This window comes from Aquimarina sp. 433 (assembly GCF_054054605.1).
Genome location: NZ_JBSWZK010000008.1, coordinates 211,130 through 229,775 on the forward strand (window position 1 = coordinate 211,130; position 18,646 = coordinate 229,775).

The window sequence follows — 18,646 nt, forward strand, 5'->3', positions numbered from 1 at the left end:
CTATTAAAAATTATAAAAACTACTGATGAAAAAGCACAACTTTAGCGCAGGACCTTGTATTTTACCACAAGAAGTATTTCAAGAAGCATCCCAAGCGGTATTGGATTTTAACAACTCTGGGTTATCCATTTTGGAGATTTCACATCGTAGCAAGGATTTTGTTGATGTAATGGAAGAAGCCCGAAGTTTAGCACTAGAATTACTGGGCTTAGAAGGCAAAGGCTATAAAGTACTTTTTCTACAAGGAGGTGCTAGTACTCAGTTCTTGATGACCGCTTACAATTTATTACAATCAAAAGCAGGATACATCAACACAGGTAGCTGGAGTGACAAGGCTATTAAAGAAGCTAAAATATTTGGAGAAGTAATAGAAGTTGCTTCTTCTAAAGATGCTAACTACAATTACATCCCTAAGGGATATGATATTCCAAAAGGATTAGACTATCTACATTGTACAAGTAACAACACTATTTTTGGTACTCAGATAAAAGAGTTTCCTACAACTGATGCTCCTCTAATTTGTGATATGAGTAGTGACATTTTCTCCAGACAATTAGACTTCTCTCAATTTAGCTTGATTTATGCAGGTGCACAAAAAAACATGGGACCTGCTGGTACTACTCTAGTAGTAATCAAAGAAGATATACTGGGTAAAGTAGAAAGACAAATTCCTTCGATGTTAGACTATAATGTGCATATCAGTAAAGGAAGTATGTTTAATACACCTCCTGTATTTGCTGTTTACACTTCTATGCTTACACTAAGATGGTTAAAGAAACTTGGTGGTATCGCTGCTATCGAAGAAGAGAATGAGAAGAAGGCAAAACTTATCTATTCAGAGATTGACTTAAATCCTTTATTCAAAGGTTTTGCAAAAGAAGAAGATAGATCAACTATGAATGCAACTTTCTCTCTCGTAGAAGGAAATCTAAAAGAAACCTTTGATGCAATGTGGAAAGAAGCAGGTATTAATGGAGTTAATGGACATCGAAGCGTTGGTGGTTACAGAGCAAGTATGTACAACGCAATGAGCATGGAAAGTGTCGCTGCTTTAGTAGATGTTATGAGTGATTTAGAAAGAAAAGCATAACGGAATAAGCTCATAGTAATTAAAAGCTAAATTCTTAAATAAGAACTAAAAACTTAAAAAATCAAACCTTTACAATGAAAGTATTAGCAAATGATGGTGTATCACAAAGTGGTATTGATGCCCTTGAAAAAGCTGGATTCGAAGTGCAAACTACCACAGTTGCACAAGATCAATTAGTAGATTACATAAATGACAATGAAATTAATGTATTATTAGTTCGTAGTGCTACCAAAGTAAGAACGGATATTATTGATAATTGTAGTTCTTTAAAAATCATTGGTCGTGGTGGTGTTGGTATGGATAATATCGATGTTGCTTATGCACGCGAAAAAGGATTACATGTAATTAATACTCCAGCTGCGTCTTCTGGTTCGGTTGCTGAACTCGTATTCGCACACTTATACGGAAGTGTTCGTTTTTTACATGATGCTAATAGAAATATGCCTTTAGAAGGAGATAGTAAATTTAAAAACCTTAAAAAAGCATATGCAGGTGGTATCGAACTTAGAGGAAAAACGCTGGGTGTTATTGGTATCGGTCGTATTGGTCAGGCAACTGCCAAAATTGCTATTGGAGTTGGAATGAAAGTAGTAGCTTTTGATCCATTTATTGAAGAAGTGGATATCCCTCTAGAATTTTTCGACGGACAATCTGCAAACTTTAAACTGAAAACAGTTTCTAAAGAAGAAGTGCTTAAAAATGCAGATTTCTTAACATTACATGTTCCCGCACAAGAAGAATATGTTATAGGGAAGAATGAAATAGCTCAGATGAAAGATGGTGCTGGATTAATTAATGCTGCACGTGGTGGAGTAATTGATGAGGTTGCTTTGGTTGATGCTCTAGAAAAGGGTAAATTAAGTTTTGCAGGATTGGATGTATTCGAAAATGAACCTAAACCAGCAATAAAGGTATTAATGAATAATAAAATTTCATTAACTCCGCATATCGGTGCTGCAACAGGAGAAGCACAAGACAGAATAGGACAAGAACTAGCAGATCAGATCATCTCTATTCTGAAATAATATACTTACGATAAAATCTTGACAGAAACACCTTTATACTTGCTATAAAGGTGTTTTTTGTTGTTCATCGTCGAAAAACACCTTTCGTCTATTATTTACTGAAATAAACACAAGCCTATTCTCTGATCTTACTGATAAAAAATGTAACTTTAGAACACATAATAAAAATATATAAATCATGTCTGGAATTTTAGATCTTTTAAATAGTCCAATCGGAAAACAAATTATTAGCGGAGTAAGTAATCAAACTGGGCAATCTGCCGATAAAACTGGAAACTTACTTAGTATGGCCATGCCTGTGTTAATGGGTGCAATGCAAAAAAACGCATCTACTCCAGAAGGAGCTTCTGGTTTATTAGGTGCCTTATCAGGAAAGCACTCTGGAGGAAATATCTTAGATAACCTTGGAGGTTTATTTGAAGGTGGTGTTGAAGAAAGTGTAACGAATGATGGTGCGGGAATTTTAGGTCACATTTTAGGTGGTAAACAACCTGCTGTAGAAAACGCTTTAAGTCAAAAGTCTGGTATTGATGCAGGTTCTGTTGGACAAATTCTTAAAGTTGCTGCTCCAATTCTTATGGGAGTTTTAGGAAAACAAGCTGCTCAAAATAATGTTTCTGATGCTAATGGATTATCAAGTATGCTCGGCGGGATGCTTGGTGGAGGTCAAGGATCACAACAACAATCTTTAATTGAATCTTTCTTAGATGCTGATGGAGATGGTAGTATTTTAGATGATGTCGCTGGTATGGTGCTAGGTGGTGGTCAAAAGAAAGGTGGAATCGGAGGATTACTTGGTGGCCTTTTTGGAAAATAAAAAGAATATAATTTTCATATAATTAAAAGGAGTTTAGATAAGTTCTAAACTCTTTTTTCGTTTATAGTAAGAGGTAAGCTAAATTCACAAAAATGTTAAATACAAAAGCTTTTTAGTTAACTTTTTGTACATTTTAACTATGGGAAAGATGAAAAATATTATTTATGTGAGTATCCTCTCCTTATTTATATATAGTTGTGCTACAACCAAGGAAAGAAGTCTTGATACCACTGCTACCAATACGACTTCGGATACGTTGCGAATTGCAAATGACGACCTAGAATATGAAATTATTATTATAGAACCAGGATTTAATACTTGGTTAGTTACTCAGAGACCAAGAGGGTATTATAATCAACAATTTTTGGAAATTAGAAATCGTCAATACGTAATCGAATACAACCAAAGAGTGATACAACCACAGCGTTTTAATCCCAATTTATATATCCAACAAATAAACTACGAGCAACATATCGATTACGGATACGAAGTAAACTATTTACTCTACAATTACTTCTTGTTTTTTGAACAGCGATATAACCAACGTTTTTTTGTAAGTAGAGGATAAAGGTTTTGGCGTAGAGAGTTTAAATCGTATTTTTGTGCTATGCAAAAATTCAAAGATCGCTGGGAAATTCAGGCTAACTGGCAATTAATTTTTCCCGTACTAGGAGTCGTAAGTTTATTATTCTCTTCATTCCTTTTGGCAAGAGGAATCATCTCCAATTTCTTTACGTTATCAGAAGACAAGGAACTTTTTATTATTACTATTTCCGTAATATCTTTACTACTTTTTATAGTTCTATTGGTAATAACACTAAAACTATTCAAAGCTTTAGAAACTAGATGGAATGTTACGTATCGCTGGGAACTTATAGCCATCTTTATTGCTTTTGCAATTACTGGTTCTACCTCGGCTAGAATATCTGATCCGATTTTATCTTTGATAGGCTTGAGCAAGGAAACAACCAATGGATGGATCTACTGGCCTTTAAGAATTTTCTTAATATTCCCAATATACCAAGTAATTTTACTAATAGTCGGGTGGCTATTTGGTCAATTCAAATTCTTCTGGTGGTTCGAAAAAAAAATGCTTCGTAGAATGGGATTTGCTAAGTTTTTGAAAGACTAAGAAGGGTCTACCTCCATTACGTCTCCTTTAACTTTTTCTTTTTTCACAACATATGTATAAATCCACATCAACGTAAATGTCGGAATAAAATCCAATCCTGGAAAACCTTCTTCAATCAAGGTAAAAAATCCTGCAGCCTTCCCTACTTTACCTTTGTACATTTTAGTCATTAACCATCCTGCTAAAGGGGCCCAAGCAATGTCTATTATCTCGGTAAAAGGAGGAAAAATGTAAGATAGCATTCCAATGGCATCAAATAAGATACTAAGTGCTAACTTTTTTGTTTTGTTTTCTGTCATATACTATTATTTTGGGTTCTTTAATTTACACAAAATAAAGCAAATAGCATTCCAAAATAATAGTATGCCAAATCGGCGGTTATTATCTCAAAAATTCTGTTCTTGTTTCTGTTTTATCAAACTGTCCTATAAATCCAGATGTAGTGGTTATTGAATTTTATTTTTGTACTCCAAGGATCATCAGTAACTTTTATATTATATTCTTCAAACTTGTTATATGGTATCCGTACTAATTATTCTCTTATTTCAATTTACTTTTAAAAGTGTTTTGCAATTTACTTAGTTTGGGATTAATCACAAACTGGCAATAACCTTGTTCACTATTTTGATTATAATAATTCTGATGATACTCTTCTGCATTATAAAATGGCCCAAGCGGAGTTATTTCAGTAACAATGGGATTATCAAAAACACCTTCAGCATTTAAATAATCTATCATTTGTTGTGCTAGCTTGTTTTGTTCTTCATTTTCATAAAAAATAGCACTCCTGTATTGTGTACCTCGATCGGCACCTTGTCTATTTAGTGTAGTAGGATCATGAGTTGCAAAAAAAACTTCTAATAACTCCCAAAAAGTAATCTGATCTGCATCGAATTCAATTTTTATAGCTTCGGCATGACCAGTTCTTCCTGTAGTAATTTCGCGATAAGCTGGGTTTTTAATAGTTCCTCCTGTATATCCAGAAATAACTTTTTCCACTCCTTGCAAACGTTGAAAAACAGCCTCAGTACACCAAAAGCAACCACCAGCAAAAACAGCTGTATGTAAGTTATTATTTCCCATAATATTGTTAAAAAATAAGTATTGTTGAACGAATGTACATATATCGTAAACAGCTATGACGCTTTTTAACTTTTCATTAGTATGTCATTTATCTGTAAAGCATAGTTTTGCAAATAAGTCAAAAAAGTAAGGATTTTTTTACAAAATATGGAAAGAAACATACGCCCTATCTTAAGTGTGCTAATTTTACTGCATGCCTTTCACTTATTTGGTCAAGAAAAAAAACAAATTACTGCCCATAGAATATCTACTCCACCAAAAATTGACGGTATTTTAAATGACGATGTTTGGCAAAATATAGAGCCATCTGGAGACTTCAAGATGTGGCAACCCGGAAATGAAGGAACCATACCAGATAATGTAAGAACCGAAGTAAAAATGGCTTATGACGACAAAGCTGTATATTTTGCTGCCTATCTATATGATGATCAACCAGATAAAATCTTAAAACAGTTTAGTCAGAGAGATAATGTTTTTGCACAAGCAGATTTTTTTAATATTTCGATAAACACCTACAATGACGGGATTAATGAAACCCGATTCTTTATAACGAGCGCTGGAACGATTGGAGATGCTAGAGCTGATCAGTTTAATGAAGATTTTAGTTACAATGTAGTTTTTAGTGCTAAAATTTCCTATGATGACAAGGGATGGTATGCTGAGTTTAAAATTCCTTATAATGCCTTACGTTTCCCAGAAGTGGAGGTGCAGGATTGGAGTATTAACTTTTTTAGACGCTTCCAAAACAGAAATGAAACCCACTCCTGGAATTTTATTGATAATGAAGTAGGACAGCGTACGCAATACAACGGAATTGTAAAAGGAGTTAAAAATATCAATCCACCTGTTAGGCTTACTTTTTTTCCTTTTGTTCAAGGTTTGGTTTCTAGTACAGATGGGGAAACAGAAACTGATTTTAGCGCGGGCGTTGATGTAAAGTATGGTTTAAGTGATAGTTTCACTCTAGACGCTACTTTGATACCTGATTTTGGTCAAGCAGCATTTGACGAAGTTCGATTAAATTTGGGGCCTTTTGAGCAAACATTTGGAGAGAATAGGCAATTTTTTACAGAAGGAACCGAATTATTTAATAAAGGAAGAATTTTCTTTTCTAGAAGGGTTGGTAACGGGCCTACTGGTTTTGTCTCTGATGAAGATCTAAACGAGAATGAAGTTGCCGAAGATGCTCCTACAAAAGTGAATCTTTTAAATGCATTGAAAATATCAGGTAGAACCAAAGACAATCTAGGTATTGGTTTTTTTAATGCAATTACCGAAAAAACAGAAGTGCGAATTACGGATACTATAACCGGAGAACAGCGATCTAAGGTAGTAGAACCTTTAGCAAACTACAATATCTTTGTGCTAGACCAACAGTTTAATCAAAATTCTTCATTATCACTCATTAATACCAATGTTACCAGAAACGGAAGTGATTTTAGAGATGCCAATGTAACTGGACTGGTATGGAATTTGGCGAATAAAGCAAACTCTTATCGGTTAACAGGTAGATCTATTGTGAGTCAGGTGAATCTTCCTGGAGATAATATTGCTGGATTTAGATCAGAACTAGATTTTGATCGTATCAAAGGAAAATGGAGATATGGTTTTGGGCATGATCTCGCGAACACCACATTTGATATCAATGATTTAGGTGTGAATTTTAGAAATAATTTTAACAGCTTTAGAATAAGTACTTCTTATCAAATTTTTGAACCAACAAAAGTGTTTAACAACTACAGGATTAATCTTTTTGCCAGGCACCGAAGATTATATGATCCGAGTGTTCAAACATCAAACTCTCTCGGAGTAGATTGGTTTTTTGTTACTCGCGAACGTTTTGCTTTTGGTGGGTTTACCATTTATGATTCAGATACAGATGATTACTTTGAGCCTCGTGTAGATGGACGTTTTGTAACTTTCAGTGAAAACCTTGGAGTAAATATGTGGGTATCTTCTGATTATCGAAAAAAATTCGCGTATGATGTGCGTCTTTTCCATCGAAATTGGTTCGAAGATAATCAACAAACCTACAGTATGAATCTTTCTCCGCGATATCGTTTTTCGGATAAATTATTAATGATTTGGACTACTGACTATTCTATTCGCAAAAGAAATTTTGGATATATTGATAATAATGATACCGATGTGTTTTTAGGACAAAGAGACATTACTACTATCGAAAACTCATTAAGTGCTAGTTATAATTTTGATCCTTATAAAGCCATCAATCTACGTTTTAGAAATTTTTGGAGTACAGCTGATTATTCTGAGAATGTCTTCTATGTCTTAAATGATAACGGTAGTAGAACACAAATTGATTATGACACTTCTGACAATGATCCTAATACCAATTTCAATATCTGGAATCTTGATCTAAGTTTTAGTTGGAGATTCGCTCCAGGAAGTGAAGCTACCCTACTCTACAGAAATCAAATTTTTAATCAAGATCAACTTTCTACAATAAATTATTCAGAAAGTTTGGATAATCTATTTGCGCAACCTATACAACATACACTTTCTTTAAGAGTGGTTTATTTTCTTGATGTTAATAATTTAAAAGGTTCTTTTAAGGGATAATTTTGGCGATTTTTAGGATATTTAACTAATTTCACCATCTGTACAAATTGAACTGATGATAAAAGCCAAAAATATTCATAAGAATTATGGTGATTTACATGTATTAAAAGGTGTAGATCTTCATATCAAAGAAGGAGAGGTTGTTTCTATAGTTGGAGCTTCTGGAGCAGGAAAAACTACCTTATTACAAATATTGGGAACCTTAGATAGAGCCTCTGAAGTAAAAGGAAGTGATTTATCTATTAACAACAATATCATCAATTTTTTATCGGAAAAACAATTATCAAAATTCCGAAACGAACAACTTGGTTTTATTTTTCAATTTCATCAATTACTACCAGAATTTACAGCCTTAGAGAATGTATGTATTCCTGCATTTATAAAAAAAGTCCCTAAAGATGAAGCCGAAAAAAGGGCTAAAGAGCTTTTAGGTTTTTTAGGATTATCACATCGATGTGATCACAAACCCAGTGAACTATCAGGAGGAGAACAGCAACGAGTTGCAGTAGCCAGGTCATTAATAAACAACCCAAAAGTTATCTTCGCAGATGAGCCTTCTGGAAATCTGGATAGCGAATCAGCAGAAAACCTTCATAAACTATTCTTTAAACTTAGAGATGAATACGGACAGACCTTTGTGATCGTAACTCATAATGAAGAACTTGCTGATATGGCAGACAGAAAATTGGTTATGGTAGATGGTAAAATAGTTGATAAATCATAACCTTCCTTTGCTTTTAGAATAGCGATTTGATCTAAGATCTTGTGAAGAAATTAAACCAAAAAGAGCTTAAAGAATTTCTTGATGAAAAAGCTGCCTTCTATGAACAGCCAAAGTTTATAGAAACAGATCCTGTACAGATACCACATCTTTTTACTCAGAAAGAAGATATTGAAATAGCTGGTTTTCTAACGGCTACTATTTCTTGGGGAAATCGTAAAAGCATTCTCACTAATGCACATCGGTTAATGGAAATGCTAGGAAACTCTCCTTATGATTTCGTAATGAATCACTCAAATACTGATTTAGAAAATTTAGAAGGTTTTGTACATAGAACTTTTAATGACAAAGATCTTCTATATTTTATCAAAGCATTAAAACACCTCTATACAAAATATGGTGATATGGAAGGATTCTTTAAGCAATACGCTCAGGAAGAATTTTTACAAGATGCTATTCACTACTTCAAAAAGGAGTTTTTTAGTCTCCCACATTTACCAAGAACTGAAAAACACGTTAGCGACCCACATAAAAATTCTGCAGCTAAAAGAATCAATATGTTCTTTAGGTGGATGGTTAGAGATAAAGAACCTGGCGTAGATTTAGGTATCTGGAAAAATATTTCTCCTTCTCAACTTTCTTGTCCATTGGATGTTCATTCTGGTAATGTAGCTAGAAAATTATATCTAATCCGCAGAAAGCAAAACGATGCCAAAGCATTGCATCTTCTTGATAATAACTTACGATTATTAGACCCATCAGATCCAGTAAAATATGACTATGCATTATTTGGATTGGGTGTTTTTGAAAAATTTTAGTTTAGAATAATCATAAAACTTTCTCCTAAAGTTCTCAAGGAAGTGCCATAATACATTTGCTTTAATAATATTTACGCAGTCATGAAATTAACTTACAACTCCTTGCTCTATTTTTATGGATTGTTACGTCCTAAACCAAGAATATAACAAAACTCTACACAAGATTTTCTTGAACTTAAATAAAAAAGAATTAGATTATAATTTTTTATTAACGTTTGGTCGAATACACATTGGTAAATCTTAATTTTTAATATTTTTTTGTTAATTTTATTAAGAATTGTTTCACACAAGGCAATTCTTGATGAAGATGATTATACCCGGACTCCCCATAAATGAAGATTTTAGAATTGAGGCTTTACATTCATTAGACATACTGGATACAGAACCTGAAAATGAATTTGATGAAATCACAACACTTGCAGCCTATCTTTGTGATACTGAAATAGCGCTCATTTCCCTTGTTGATTCAGATCGAGAATGGTTCAAGTCTGCACATAATTTTAGTACTAAAGAAATACATAGAGATCATTCTTTTTGTGCACATTCTATCTTACAACCTGAAACTCCTTTAATCATAACTGATGCTAGAAAGGATTCTCGTTTCAAGGATAATCCATATACATTAAACGGAACTATAATCTTTTATGCAGGGGTTCCATTAATAGATAAAAATGGTTTCGCTTTAGGTACTTTATGTGTTATCGATAGTAAACCTAAAGAACTTACCAATAAACAATTGGAAGCACTAAAATCATTAGCTCATCAGGTGGTGATTCTCTTTGAACTCAATAAAAAGAACAAAGACCTAGAAAAAATAGAGAATAAACTCAGAAAGCGAAATGAATCTTTAAAAGATTTTGCAAGAGTAATATCTCATGATCTCAAAATGCCTTTAGCTAATGTAATTACCACATCGGATCTGTTAAAACTAAAATTAGCGAATGATCTAGATCAGGAAACTTCAGAGTATTTTGAATATATCAAACAGTCTTCGTTTACGATGAGTGATTATATCAATGATGTACTCGACCATTATGAAAGTGACAGCCTTGCACAGCATAAACCAGAATTATTCAAACTAAATCATTTATTAAAAGAAATAGCAGAATTATTAAGTATTAAACCGGATTGTACCATTAATTTTCCAGAGTCTAATCCTACTTTAGAATGTAATAAGTCTGCTCTGAAACAAATATTCTTCAATCTTATTGGCAATAGTATAAAGTATAATGATAAAGATCATATTCTAATAGACATCAAACATTGTGAAGATAAAATGTTCTATTATTTTAAAGTAGTTGATAATGGTATGGGAATTCCTAATGACAAAATAAATACCATTTTTGATTTATTCACTACTGCCAACGGTACAGATCGAAGTGGAAATAAAGGTAATGGTATTGGTCTTTCTACTGTTAAAAAACTAGTAGAATCCTTAGGAGGGCGTATTAAGGTACAATCTACTTTAGGTATTCAAACAATTTTTGATTTTTCTATCAAAAAGCAAATAGAAAGTTAAGATAAACTAGCAACGCAGGCTTCCGCACACTTTTCTCCATCTATAGCTGCAGAAATAATTCCACCAGCATATCCGGCTCCTTCTCCACAAGGATACAGACCTTTTATTTGAGTATGCTCTAACGTCTTGCGATCTCTAGGAATCCTAACAGGCGATGATGTTCTGGATTCGGGAGCATGTGCAACTGCTTCATTTGTTAGATAACCTCGCATACTTTTGTCGAAAGCCTTAAAACCTTCTTTTAGCGTTTCATAAATAAATTGTGGAAACACTTCACTCATATCTATAGAACTTAAACCTGGCTTATAAGAAGTTTCAGGTAAATCAGTTGATACTCTTCCGTTTGTAAGATCTACTAATCGTTGAGCAGGTACCTTCTGCGTTTCTCCAGCTAAATGCCATGCTTGTTGTTCTATTCTTTTTTGAAAATACATTCCTGCTAAAGGACCATACTCCGAAAAATCTTTAAAATCCTCCAATCGAAGTTCAACCACAATACCACTATTAGAGGTAGGTTGATCCCTTTTAGATGGTGACCATCCATTCGTGACTACTTCACCAGGGCTCGTCGCACAAGGAGCAATAACACCTCCTGGACACATACAAAATGAATACATTCCTCTTCCGCCTACTTGTTTTACAATACTATATGGCGATGGAGGGAGAAAAGGACCGCGAGTCGGACATTTATACTGTATCTGATCAATCAGTTGCTGTGAGTGTTCCACTCGCACCCCTAAAGCAAAAGGCTTTGCTTCTATTTCAACTTTTTTGCGATATAATAATTCAAAAATATCACGAGCAGAATGTCCTGTAGCCAAAATGACTTTTTTGGCATCTATAATATCTCCATTGTGTGTAATAACACCTTGTATTTCGTTAAGCGCAATTTTTAAATCTGTTACTCTTGTTTCGAAAAGTACCTTGCCCCCATGATCTATAATCTTATTTCTTATCGCCGCAATGATTCCTGGTAATTTGTTTGTACCAATATGTGGATGTGCTTCTACTAATATCTGATCCGTAGCTCCAAAACCGACTAAAAGCCGTAAAATTCGATTGACGTCACCTCTTTTTTTTGACCTTGTGTACAATTTACCATCGCTATAGGTTCCTGCACCTCCTTCTCCAAAACAATAGTTAGAATCTTCATGTACTATATGATCCCGATTAATTGCTTTAAGATCCCTTCTCCTACTTCGTACATCTTTACCCCTTTCTATAACAATGGGTTTATATCCTAGTTCTATGCATTTTAACGCAGCAAATAATCCTGCTGGACCAGCTCCGATAATTACTACTTCTGAAGCATTAGATACCTCTGGATAATCTGGTAATAAAATAGGTTCTTCTGTAAATTCTTCATTTACATAAACCCTTATTTTTAGATTTACCTTAATCACCCGTTGACGCGCATCTATCGATCGTTTTAGGATCTGCACATGTCTGATATCTTCAATAGGTATGTTGTTTTGTATCGAAACCTGTTTTTTTAACAAATCAGGATTTCCAGCTACTTCAGGTAATACTTGTATGCTAAATTCGTATTGCAAAGAGATATGATATTTAGTTTTTTGCGAAGATACAACCTTAGGATAGATATATCTATGTAAAAATATTTCTCGATTGATTTCAGGATCAAGGCCTTTCTAATTATAGAAACTATTTAACTTTTTTTAATCTTTAAGTTTCTATATTTGAATTGAACAAACAAACAATTTAACTCATGAAAAAACTATTTTTATTAGCAATAATGCTTATTGGTTTTACTTCGATTTCCAACGCACAACGTTTAAAGTTGGGAGTTAAGGGAGGAATTAACTTATCTACAATCAATGGAGATGACGCTAATTCGAATTTTGATGCCAGAACTGGATATCATATTGGAGTTGCTGCTCAAATAGGATTACCTGGTAAATTTGCATTACAACCAGAGATTATCTATTCTGCCCAAGGTTCCGATGACTTAGATATAGACTATGTAAACGTTCCTATTTTAGTAAAATATAAGTTTTTGAAGTTCTTAAGTTTTGAAGCGGGACCACAATTCGGAATATTAGTAAACGATGAATATCCTGAAGCGTTCGAAACCAAAAGTTTTGATCTAAGTGTGGCTGCAGGTGCTGGGGTAGAATTTGGAAAATTCTTTGCACAAGCAAGATATAATTATGGTTTTACTGATGTAGTAGAAAACAATGATGTTAAGAATGGTACGTTTCAACTTTCTGTCGGGTATTATTTCTTATAACATTTCGTAATTTAAAGATTGGAAAAAGCGGAAGGATTCTTCCGCTTTTTTATTTTACAACAACATTTTTAAAATTTTAAAGTATAAAATCAGATTAAGGAATTATCTTACCTAAAAATTAGTTAACCCTAAACCGTCAATATCAAATCTTATAGTATATTTGACAAACGTTACTCGCGAATGCAATTTAAAAACCCAGAATTCCTTTATGCTTTATTTGCGCTTGTTATCCCTATCATAGTTCATTTATTTCAGTTAAGACGTTTTCAGAAAGTACCTTTTACCAATGTTCAGTTTTTAAAAGCAGTTACGATACAGACTCGTAAGAGTTCCCAAATCAAAAAATGGCTTACGCTAATCACACGGTTACTTATCTTTGCTGCTATTATTCTTGCTTTTGCACAACCATTTCTAGCTTCTGAAGAAATTGTAAATAAAAAGAGTGAAGTTGCGATTTATTTAGACAACTCCTTTAGCATGCAGGCAAAAGGTGCAAAAGGCGCTTTGTTACAACGCGCCGTACAAGAATTATTAAGTTCTTTAGCAGAAGATGAAACCGTATCCGTCTTTACCAATACAGAAACATTTAGACAAGTAAACAAAAAAGACATCCTCAATGATCTTTTGCAATTAGAGTATACTTCTAACCAAATCTCTTATACTGCTGCTTATCTGAAGGGAAAGGAACTGCTTGGAAATGCTCCAGAAACATTGAAACGAATGATTATGGTGTCTGATTTTCAGCAAAAAGATGAGAATTTTGATATACCTTCCGATTCATCTATTAAAACAAATCTTGTTCAACTCAAACCCGTAACACAGCAAAACATAGCTATTGATAGCTTATACGTTAATCGTAATCAAAATAATGAGCTTGTTCTTAATGCTCTTCTAAGTAATGCTGACAAAAAACCCGATAATGTTGCAGTCGCTTTATATAATGACACCAAGCTTCTTGCAAAAACAACGATTCCAATAAATGCCAATGGTACTGCTCGTACAGAATTTAAGATAGATGAAAATACTAAAATCAACGGACGTGTGATGATCGAGGATCCTGCACTAACCTTTGATAACTATAGATACTTTACGATTAATACCCCAGAAAAGATAAAAGTAGTTGCGATCAATGAAGCCAAGGATGCTTTTCTAAAAAACATTTATACAAAAGATGAATTTTCGTTGATCAGTACTCCTTTCAATGAACTTAATTATAATGATATTAGTAATGCCAATCTTGTTGTCATTAATGAACTAAAACAAATACCTATTTCTTTAATAAATACACTTAAACAGTTTACAGATCAAGGTGGAAGTATTTGTTTTATTCCGGCAACAGATGGTAACTTAACTTCTTATCAACAATTGATTAATAGTTTTTCTGCGGAGAGTTTTCTTTCTCTGAAAACACAAGAAAAGAAAATAACTGGAATTAACTTCTCTCATCCACTGTATAAAGGAGTATTTGATAAACCCGTAACTAATTTTCAGTATCCAAAAGTTAACACCTATTATCAAGCTTCTCCAAATAACACTATCATTTCGTATGAAGACAAAGCGCCTTTCCTGTATAAAACAAATGCGTTGTATGTGTTTACAGCTTCATTGAATGATGAGAATTCCAATTTCCAGAATTCACCACTAATTGTACCTACGTTGTATAACATTGGTAAGCAAAGTTTAAAGTTACCAGATATTTCCTATATCATTGGTCAAACGAACACCTATGATGTTCCTATTTCTCTAGGTCAGGATGGTATTTTATCTTTACAATCAGATAAAGAAAGTAGTATTCCTTTGCAGCAAAGTTTTAGTTCTAAAGTAAAAATTACTACTGAAGATGTTCCTTCGAAGGCAGGTATTTATGCGCTTAAAGACAAGGAAAATATTATTCAACATGTAAGTTATAATTATAATAATCAAGAGAGTCATTTACAATATTATAACCTATCCACAAATTCTTCGTATCAAGTTAGTGACTCGGTTTCTAATCTATTTGAAGAAATAAAAGAAGAAACCAGTATTCACGAACTTTGGAAATGGTTTATTATTTTTGCCTTGATTTTCTTATTAATCGAAATCTTATTACTAAAATATCTCAAATGAATTTCTTATTAAAGGCTGCTACTGTTATTGATCCCTCTTCTCCTTTTCATCATCAAACAGTAGATATTCTCATTGAAAATGGAATCATAAAAGATATAGATGCTTTATTAGAAGTTTCAGAAAATGTAGAGGAAATTAAACTACATAATCTTCATGTTTCTAAAGGGTGGTTTGATAGCAGTGTGAGTTATGGTGAGCCTGGTTATGAGGAGCGTGAAACTATAGAAAATGGACTTTTTGTTGCGGCAAAAAGTGGGTTTACAGGAATTGCATTAAACCCTAACACACTACCTATTATAGATACCAGTGCTTCTGTTGGATTTTTAAAAGGAAAATCATTGCAAAATGCTGTAAGCTTGTACCCTATTGGAGCACTAACAGTAAAGTCTGAAGGTGTAGATCTCGCAGAGTTATATGATATGCAGCAAGCAGGAGCTATTGCTTTTGGTGATTATAAAAAAGCTATTCAAAATCCGAATTTACTTAAAATAGCCTTATTATATGCTCAGAACTTTGATGGTTTAGTACTTTCCTATCCTCAGGATAATAGCATAGCAGGAAAAGGAATGGTACACGAGGAGGAACAAAGTACACTTTTGGGATTAAAGGGGATTCCAGCGCTTGCAGAAGAATTACAAATTTCGAGAGATTTGTTTTTACTGGAATATACTGGTGGTAAATTGCACATTCCTACCATTTCCACAGCAAAATCAGTACAGCTCATAAGAGAGGCAAAAGCAAAAGGATTACAAGTTAGTTGTAGTGTTTCGGTACATCATTTATATCTTACCGATCAGGAGTTAAGTAGTTTTGATACCAACTATAAAGTACTCCCTCCTTTAAGAACACAAAAAGATATAGAAGCATTGCTTGAAGGTATCAAGGATGGAACAATTGATATGGTTACTAGTGATCATCAACCTATAGATATTGAGCATAAAAAAGTAGAATTCGATAATGCTAAGTACGGTACCATTGGCTTAGAAAGTACTTTTGGAATTTTAAATACTGTATTAAGCTTAGAACAAACTATAAATGTATTAACCAGTGGAAGAGATGTATTTAAAGTAGAAAACATTTCTATCGATAAAGGAAATAGAGCAAACTTATCACTGTTTAATCCTAAAGGAACTAATACTTTCTCATTAGACCATGTACTTTCTACTTCCAAAAACAGTGCTTTTCTAGGCAAAGAAATTACTGGGAAGGTTTATGGAGTAATTTCTAACGGAAAAGGAATCATATAATAATACTAAGCAAATTATGGAATCAGATTACGCAAAACAAGGTAAAACAGCTGCCGTTGTAGCCTACCTAACTTTAATAGGAACAATCATTGCCTTTTTTATGAATCAAGAGGATAAAAATACTTTTGCTTATTTCCATATTAGACAAGCATTAGGTATCAATATTGGATTTTATTTACTTGGAGCTTTAGTAAGTATTTTTGATTCATGGCTCATCTCCTCATCATTTTATGTTTTTATATTCGTAATATGGTTTTATGGTATTATTACCGCAGTAAAAGAAGAACAAAAAACGGTTCCTTTGGTTGGCAAACAATTCCAACAATGGTTCTCTTCTATTAAATAATTACAAAAGTTATAAATTATTCGGTTGTAAACTTGGTGAGTTTTAAATCTGGAGATAATTCTATTACTAAAATAATCGAATCACTTTCTGATTGTATCAGATAACGATGACCTCCATCTTTATCCATAAAATCAAACTCAGAAAATTTACCCTGATCTTCTAGTGTTTTTGTTAAAAATGCTTTTAACTTATCTAATGGATAGCTTGCTTGTAAATCTGCAGAAAATTGATCGAAAATTTTTTGAGCATCACTAGCATTATAAGAGGTTATAATATTTTTTAAGGTGTTTTCATAATCTGCATCTGTTTGTGCTACTGTAATTTGAAAACAAAACAACAAACAAATAAAAATAAGTTTTTTCATGGTACGATCTACTTAATTAGGTTTTAAAAGGGAATCGAAAAAGGGAATATTCCACTCTTCAAAACCAAAAGTAAGTATTAATACGTATATTACAAATAAGAATAATCTAATTTTATAAACAAAAAGCTGACAATCTTTATAAAATTCATAAAAAAAACTGAGAAATCAATTTCTCAGTTTTTTTAAATTCTATTGGTAAGCAACTATTCTGCCGGTTTAGGACTCCATTTTAAGAAGTTTGGTTTTACAACTAACATTGCCCATCCCCAGTTTTGTAAACCGCTTGAATCTGTAACACCTTTAAGCACTTCCATACTGTCTCCTGCAAACATCTGAGAATATCCGATCTTTAAGGTAGCAAATGATAATATTTTTTGAGTAAATACCAAATCCAATTCTGTACCTAAATACTTATCATCAGTTCCTGCAATGTCCTCAGCAGCAGAAAAATAATGAAGTTTAGCTAAAAAACTATTTGTTTTTCCTGTCTTGATAACCGCTTTAGCATATAAATCTTGTAATCCTACACTATTAGCATGATTTCCAACAAAGAAATAATCCATATATCCATTAAACTTATGGTTGGTTCCAAAAATTGGGAAGAACGATTTAATTTCTCCATCAGTTCCTCCATTATCATCACCACTTAAGATTTCTCCTCCAAGACCAAATAGGGTTTTACCTGGTTTATAAGTTACTTCAAGCGCTGCATTGTAGGCAGATAAATCCACAGTTTCTGTAAATTTTCCTGTTTGTCCATATAAGTTTACAGCAATTTTTAATCCTTTTGCTGGTTTAGCTACCAAATGTGTCCCAAAAGTCTGTCTATTTACTGTTCCATCGATTGGTGTTTGCTCATCCGCAGGATCAAGGTTCTGGTAAGAATTATTTACAAACAAGAAACTTCCAGAAAATTTAGCCCAGTCTTTATGCAACCAAGCATATGCCATGCCTTTATAATCAAACACTGCTCTGGCATTTCCATCATTATTAGGATCAAATAAGGTGTTTATTCTACTAAGACCATTCTGGTTAAAAGAGAATCCAAGATCTAATTTAAAACCGCTATCATTTTTATAGCGCACTAAAGCTGCATCATGAAATCTTCCTTGCATTGCCCAATCTAAACCTCCTAAGATTCTTTGATCATCGTATGATAGTGCCTGTCTTCCTAGTTTTGTAGACCATCCTTTTCCAAATTTAAAATCTATCCAGGCTTGCGCCAGTGAAAAACTATTATTATTATCGGCAGCAGCAATCTGCGGCGTATCTCCCCATACACTAACATCCTGAACACTCACATAAGCAGCAAATTTATCTGCAGTATATCCAAATTTTAATCGAGAACGTTGTTGAACAAAAATAGCAGCATCCACTCCAGAAGGAACAAGATTACCAAAACCTCGCAAATATTCTGCTCGTGGCCTTATGTCTGCATCTATACTTAATTCTTGTGACGTAACAGTACTCATACATAATAAAAAAGTACAAATCACTAGTTGTAAAGTTTTTTTCATTTTAAGTGGTTTTTTGAGTTAATTTGAAATATT

General features: G+C 33.3%; 18 protein-coding genes. 13 read left to right on the top strand and 5 right to left on the bottom strand.

The window, feature by feature from the left end:
• Positions 1-25 precede the first annotated feature (25 nt).
• The 5 genes from serC (at position 26) to ACWNT5_RS17015 (ending at position 4,064) form a co-directional block, all read left to right on the top strand.
• On the top strand, positions 26-1,090 hold the full coding sequence (serC, locus tag ACWNT5_RS16995; protein WP_299602080.1) for a 3-phosphoserine/phosphohydroxythreonine transaminase: 1,065 nt from the start codon (positions 26-28) through the stop codon (positions 1,088-1,090).
• 74 nt (positions 1,091-1,164) lie between these two features.
• A complete protein-coding gene (locus ACWNT5_RS17000; protein ID WP_299602083.1) occupies positions 1,165-2,115 on the top strand; it encodes a D-2-hydroxyacid dehydrogenase in 951 nt (316 codons plus the stop codon).
• 178 nt (positions 2,116-2,293) lie between these two features.
• Positions 2,294-2,932: a DUF937 domain-containing protein gene (locus ACWNT5_RS17005; RefSeq protein ID WP_299602086.1), complete on the top strand. Its 639-nt coding sequence runs from the start codon at positions 2,294-2,296 to the stop codon at positions 2,930-2,932.
• Between the two features lie 148 nt (positions 2,933-3,080).
• Positions 3,081-3,500, top strand: a complete 420-nt coding sequence (locus ACWNT5_RS17010; RefSeq protein WP_456518022.1) for a DUF6146 family protein — start codon at positions 3,081-3,083, stop codon at positions 3,498-3,500.
• A gap of 39 nt (positions 3,501-3,539) precedes the next feature.
• A complete protein-coding gene (locus ACWNT5_RS17015; RefSeq protein WP_299896024.1) occupies positions 3,540-4,064 on the top strand; it encodes a DUF6787 family protein in 525 nt (174 codons plus the stop codon).
• Here ACWNT5_RS17015 and ACWNT5_RS17020 read toward each other — a convergent pair.
• Together ACWNT5_RS17020 and msrA are read right to left on the bottom strand one after the other, a co-directional pair.
• A complete protein-coding gene (locus tag ACWNT5_RS17020; RefSeq protein ID WP_299896021.1) occupies positions 4,061-4,363 on the bottom strand; it encodes a hypothetical protein in 303 nt (100 codons plus the stop codon). The genes ACWNT5_RS17015 and ACWNT5_RS17020 overlap by 4 nt on opposite strands.
• 241 nt (positions 4,364-4,604) lie before the next feature.
• Positions 4,605-5,147, bottom strand: a complete 543-nt coding sequence (msrA, locus tag ACWNT5_RS17025) for a peptide-methionine (S)-S-oxide reductase MsrA (RefSeq protein ID WP_299896018.1) — start codon at positions 5,145-5,147, stop codon at positions 4,605-4,607.
• Positions 5,148-5,294: 147 nt separating this feature from the next.
• On the opposite strand from msrA, the gene ACWNT5_RS17030 reads away from it, so the two are divergent.
• From ACWNT5_RS17030 to ACWNT5_RS17045, 4 genes are all read left to right on the top strand, one after another.
• Positions 5,295-7,727 (top strand): DUF5916 domain-containing protein, encoded by a 2,433-nt coding sequence (locus ACWNT5_RS17030; protein ID WP_299602099.1) that lies wholly within the window; start codon positions 5,295-5,297, stop codon positions 7,725-7,727.
• A gap of 55 nt (positions 7,728-7,782) precedes the next feature.
• On the top strand, positions 7,783-8,451 hold the full coding sequence (locus ACWNT5_RS17035) for an ABC transporter ATP-binding protein (RefSeq protein ID WP_299602101.1): 669 nt from the start codon (positions 7,783-7,785) through the stop codon (positions 8,449-8,451).
• A gap of 41 nt (positions 8,452-8,492) precedes the next feature.
• Positions 8,493-9,266, top strand: coding sequence for a TIGR02757 family protein (locus tag ACWNT5_RS17040; RefSeq protein ID WP_299602104.1), 774 nt, complete (start codon positions 8,493-8,495; stop codon positions 9,264-9,266).
• Between the two features lie 301 nt (positions 9,267-9,567).
• The gene (locus ACWNT5_RS17045; protein ID WP_366141418.1) at positions 9,568-10,785 is read left to right on the top strand and encodes a GAF domain-containing sensor histidine kinase; all 1,218 of its coding nucleotides are present in this window, start codon (positions 9,568-9,570) and stop codon (positions 10,783-10,785) included.
• On the opposite strand, the gene ACWNT5_RS17050 is transcribed toward ACWNT5_RS17045, so the two are convergent.
• Positions 10,782-12,338, bottom strand: a complete 1,557-nt coding sequence (locus ACWNT5_RS17050; protein WP_456518023.1) for an NAD(P)/FAD-dependent oxidoreductase — start codon at positions 12,336-12,338, stop codon at positions 10,782-10,784. The genes ACWNT5_RS17045 and ACWNT5_RS17050 overlap by 4 nt on opposite strands.
• 173 nt (positions 12,339-12,511) lie before the next feature.
• On the opposite strand from ACWNT5_RS17050, the gene ACWNT5_RS17055 reads away from it, so the two are divergent.
• The 4 genes from ACWNT5_RS17055 (at position 12,512) to ACWNT5_RS17070 (ending at position 16,732) form a co-directional block, all read left to right on the top strand.
• Positions 12,512-13,033, top strand: coding sequence for a porin family protein (locus ACWNT5_RS17055; RefSeq protein ID WP_299602110.1), 522 nt, complete (start codon positions 12,512-12,514; stop codon positions 13,031-13,033).
• Between the two features lie 180 nt (positions 13,034-13,213).
• The gene (locus tag ACWNT5_RS17060; protein ID WP_456518024.1) at positions 13,214-15,139 is read left to right on the top strand and encodes a vWA domain-containing protein; all 1,926 of its coding nucleotides are present in this window, start codon (positions 13,214-13,216) and stop codon (positions 15,137-15,139) included.
• Positions 15,136-16,386, top strand: coding sequence for a dihydroorotase (locus ACWNT5_RS17065; RefSeq protein WP_456518025.1), 1,251 nt, complete (start codon positions 15,136-15,138; stop codon positions 16,384-16,386). The genes ACWNT5_RS17060 and ACWNT5_RS17065 overlap by 4 nt, the downstream gene beginning before the upstream one ends.
• A 16-nt stretch (positions 16,387-16,402) precedes the next feature.
• The gene (locus ACWNT5_RS17070) at positions 16,403-16,732 is read left to right on the top strand and encodes a DUF4870 domain-containing protein (protein ID WP_456518026.1); all 330 of its coding nucleotides are present in this window, start codon (positions 16,403-16,405) and stop codon (positions 16,730-16,732) included.
• Between the two features lie 16 nt (positions 16,733-16,748).
• On the opposite strand, the gene ACWNT5_RS17075 is transcribed toward ACWNT5_RS17070, so the two are convergent.
• Both ACWNT5_RS17075 and ACWNT5_RS17080 read right to left on the bottom strand, forming a co-directional pair.
• Positions 16,749-17,096 carry a DUF3887 domain-containing protein gene (locus tag ACWNT5_RS17075; protein ID WP_299602122.1) on the bottom strand — a complete coding sequence of 116 codons (348 nt, stop codon included), beginning with the start codon at positions 17,094-17,096 and terminating at the stop codon, positions 16,749-16,751.
• A gap of 203 nt (positions 17,097-17,299) precedes the next feature.
• The gene (locus ACWNT5_RS17080; RefSeq protein ID WP_299602125.1) at positions 17,300-18,613 is read right to left on the bottom strand and encodes an alginate export family protein; all 1,314 of its coding nucleotides are present in this window, start codon (positions 18,611-18,613) and stop codon (positions 17,300-17,302) included.
• Positions 18,614-18,646: the final 33 nt, after the last annotated feature.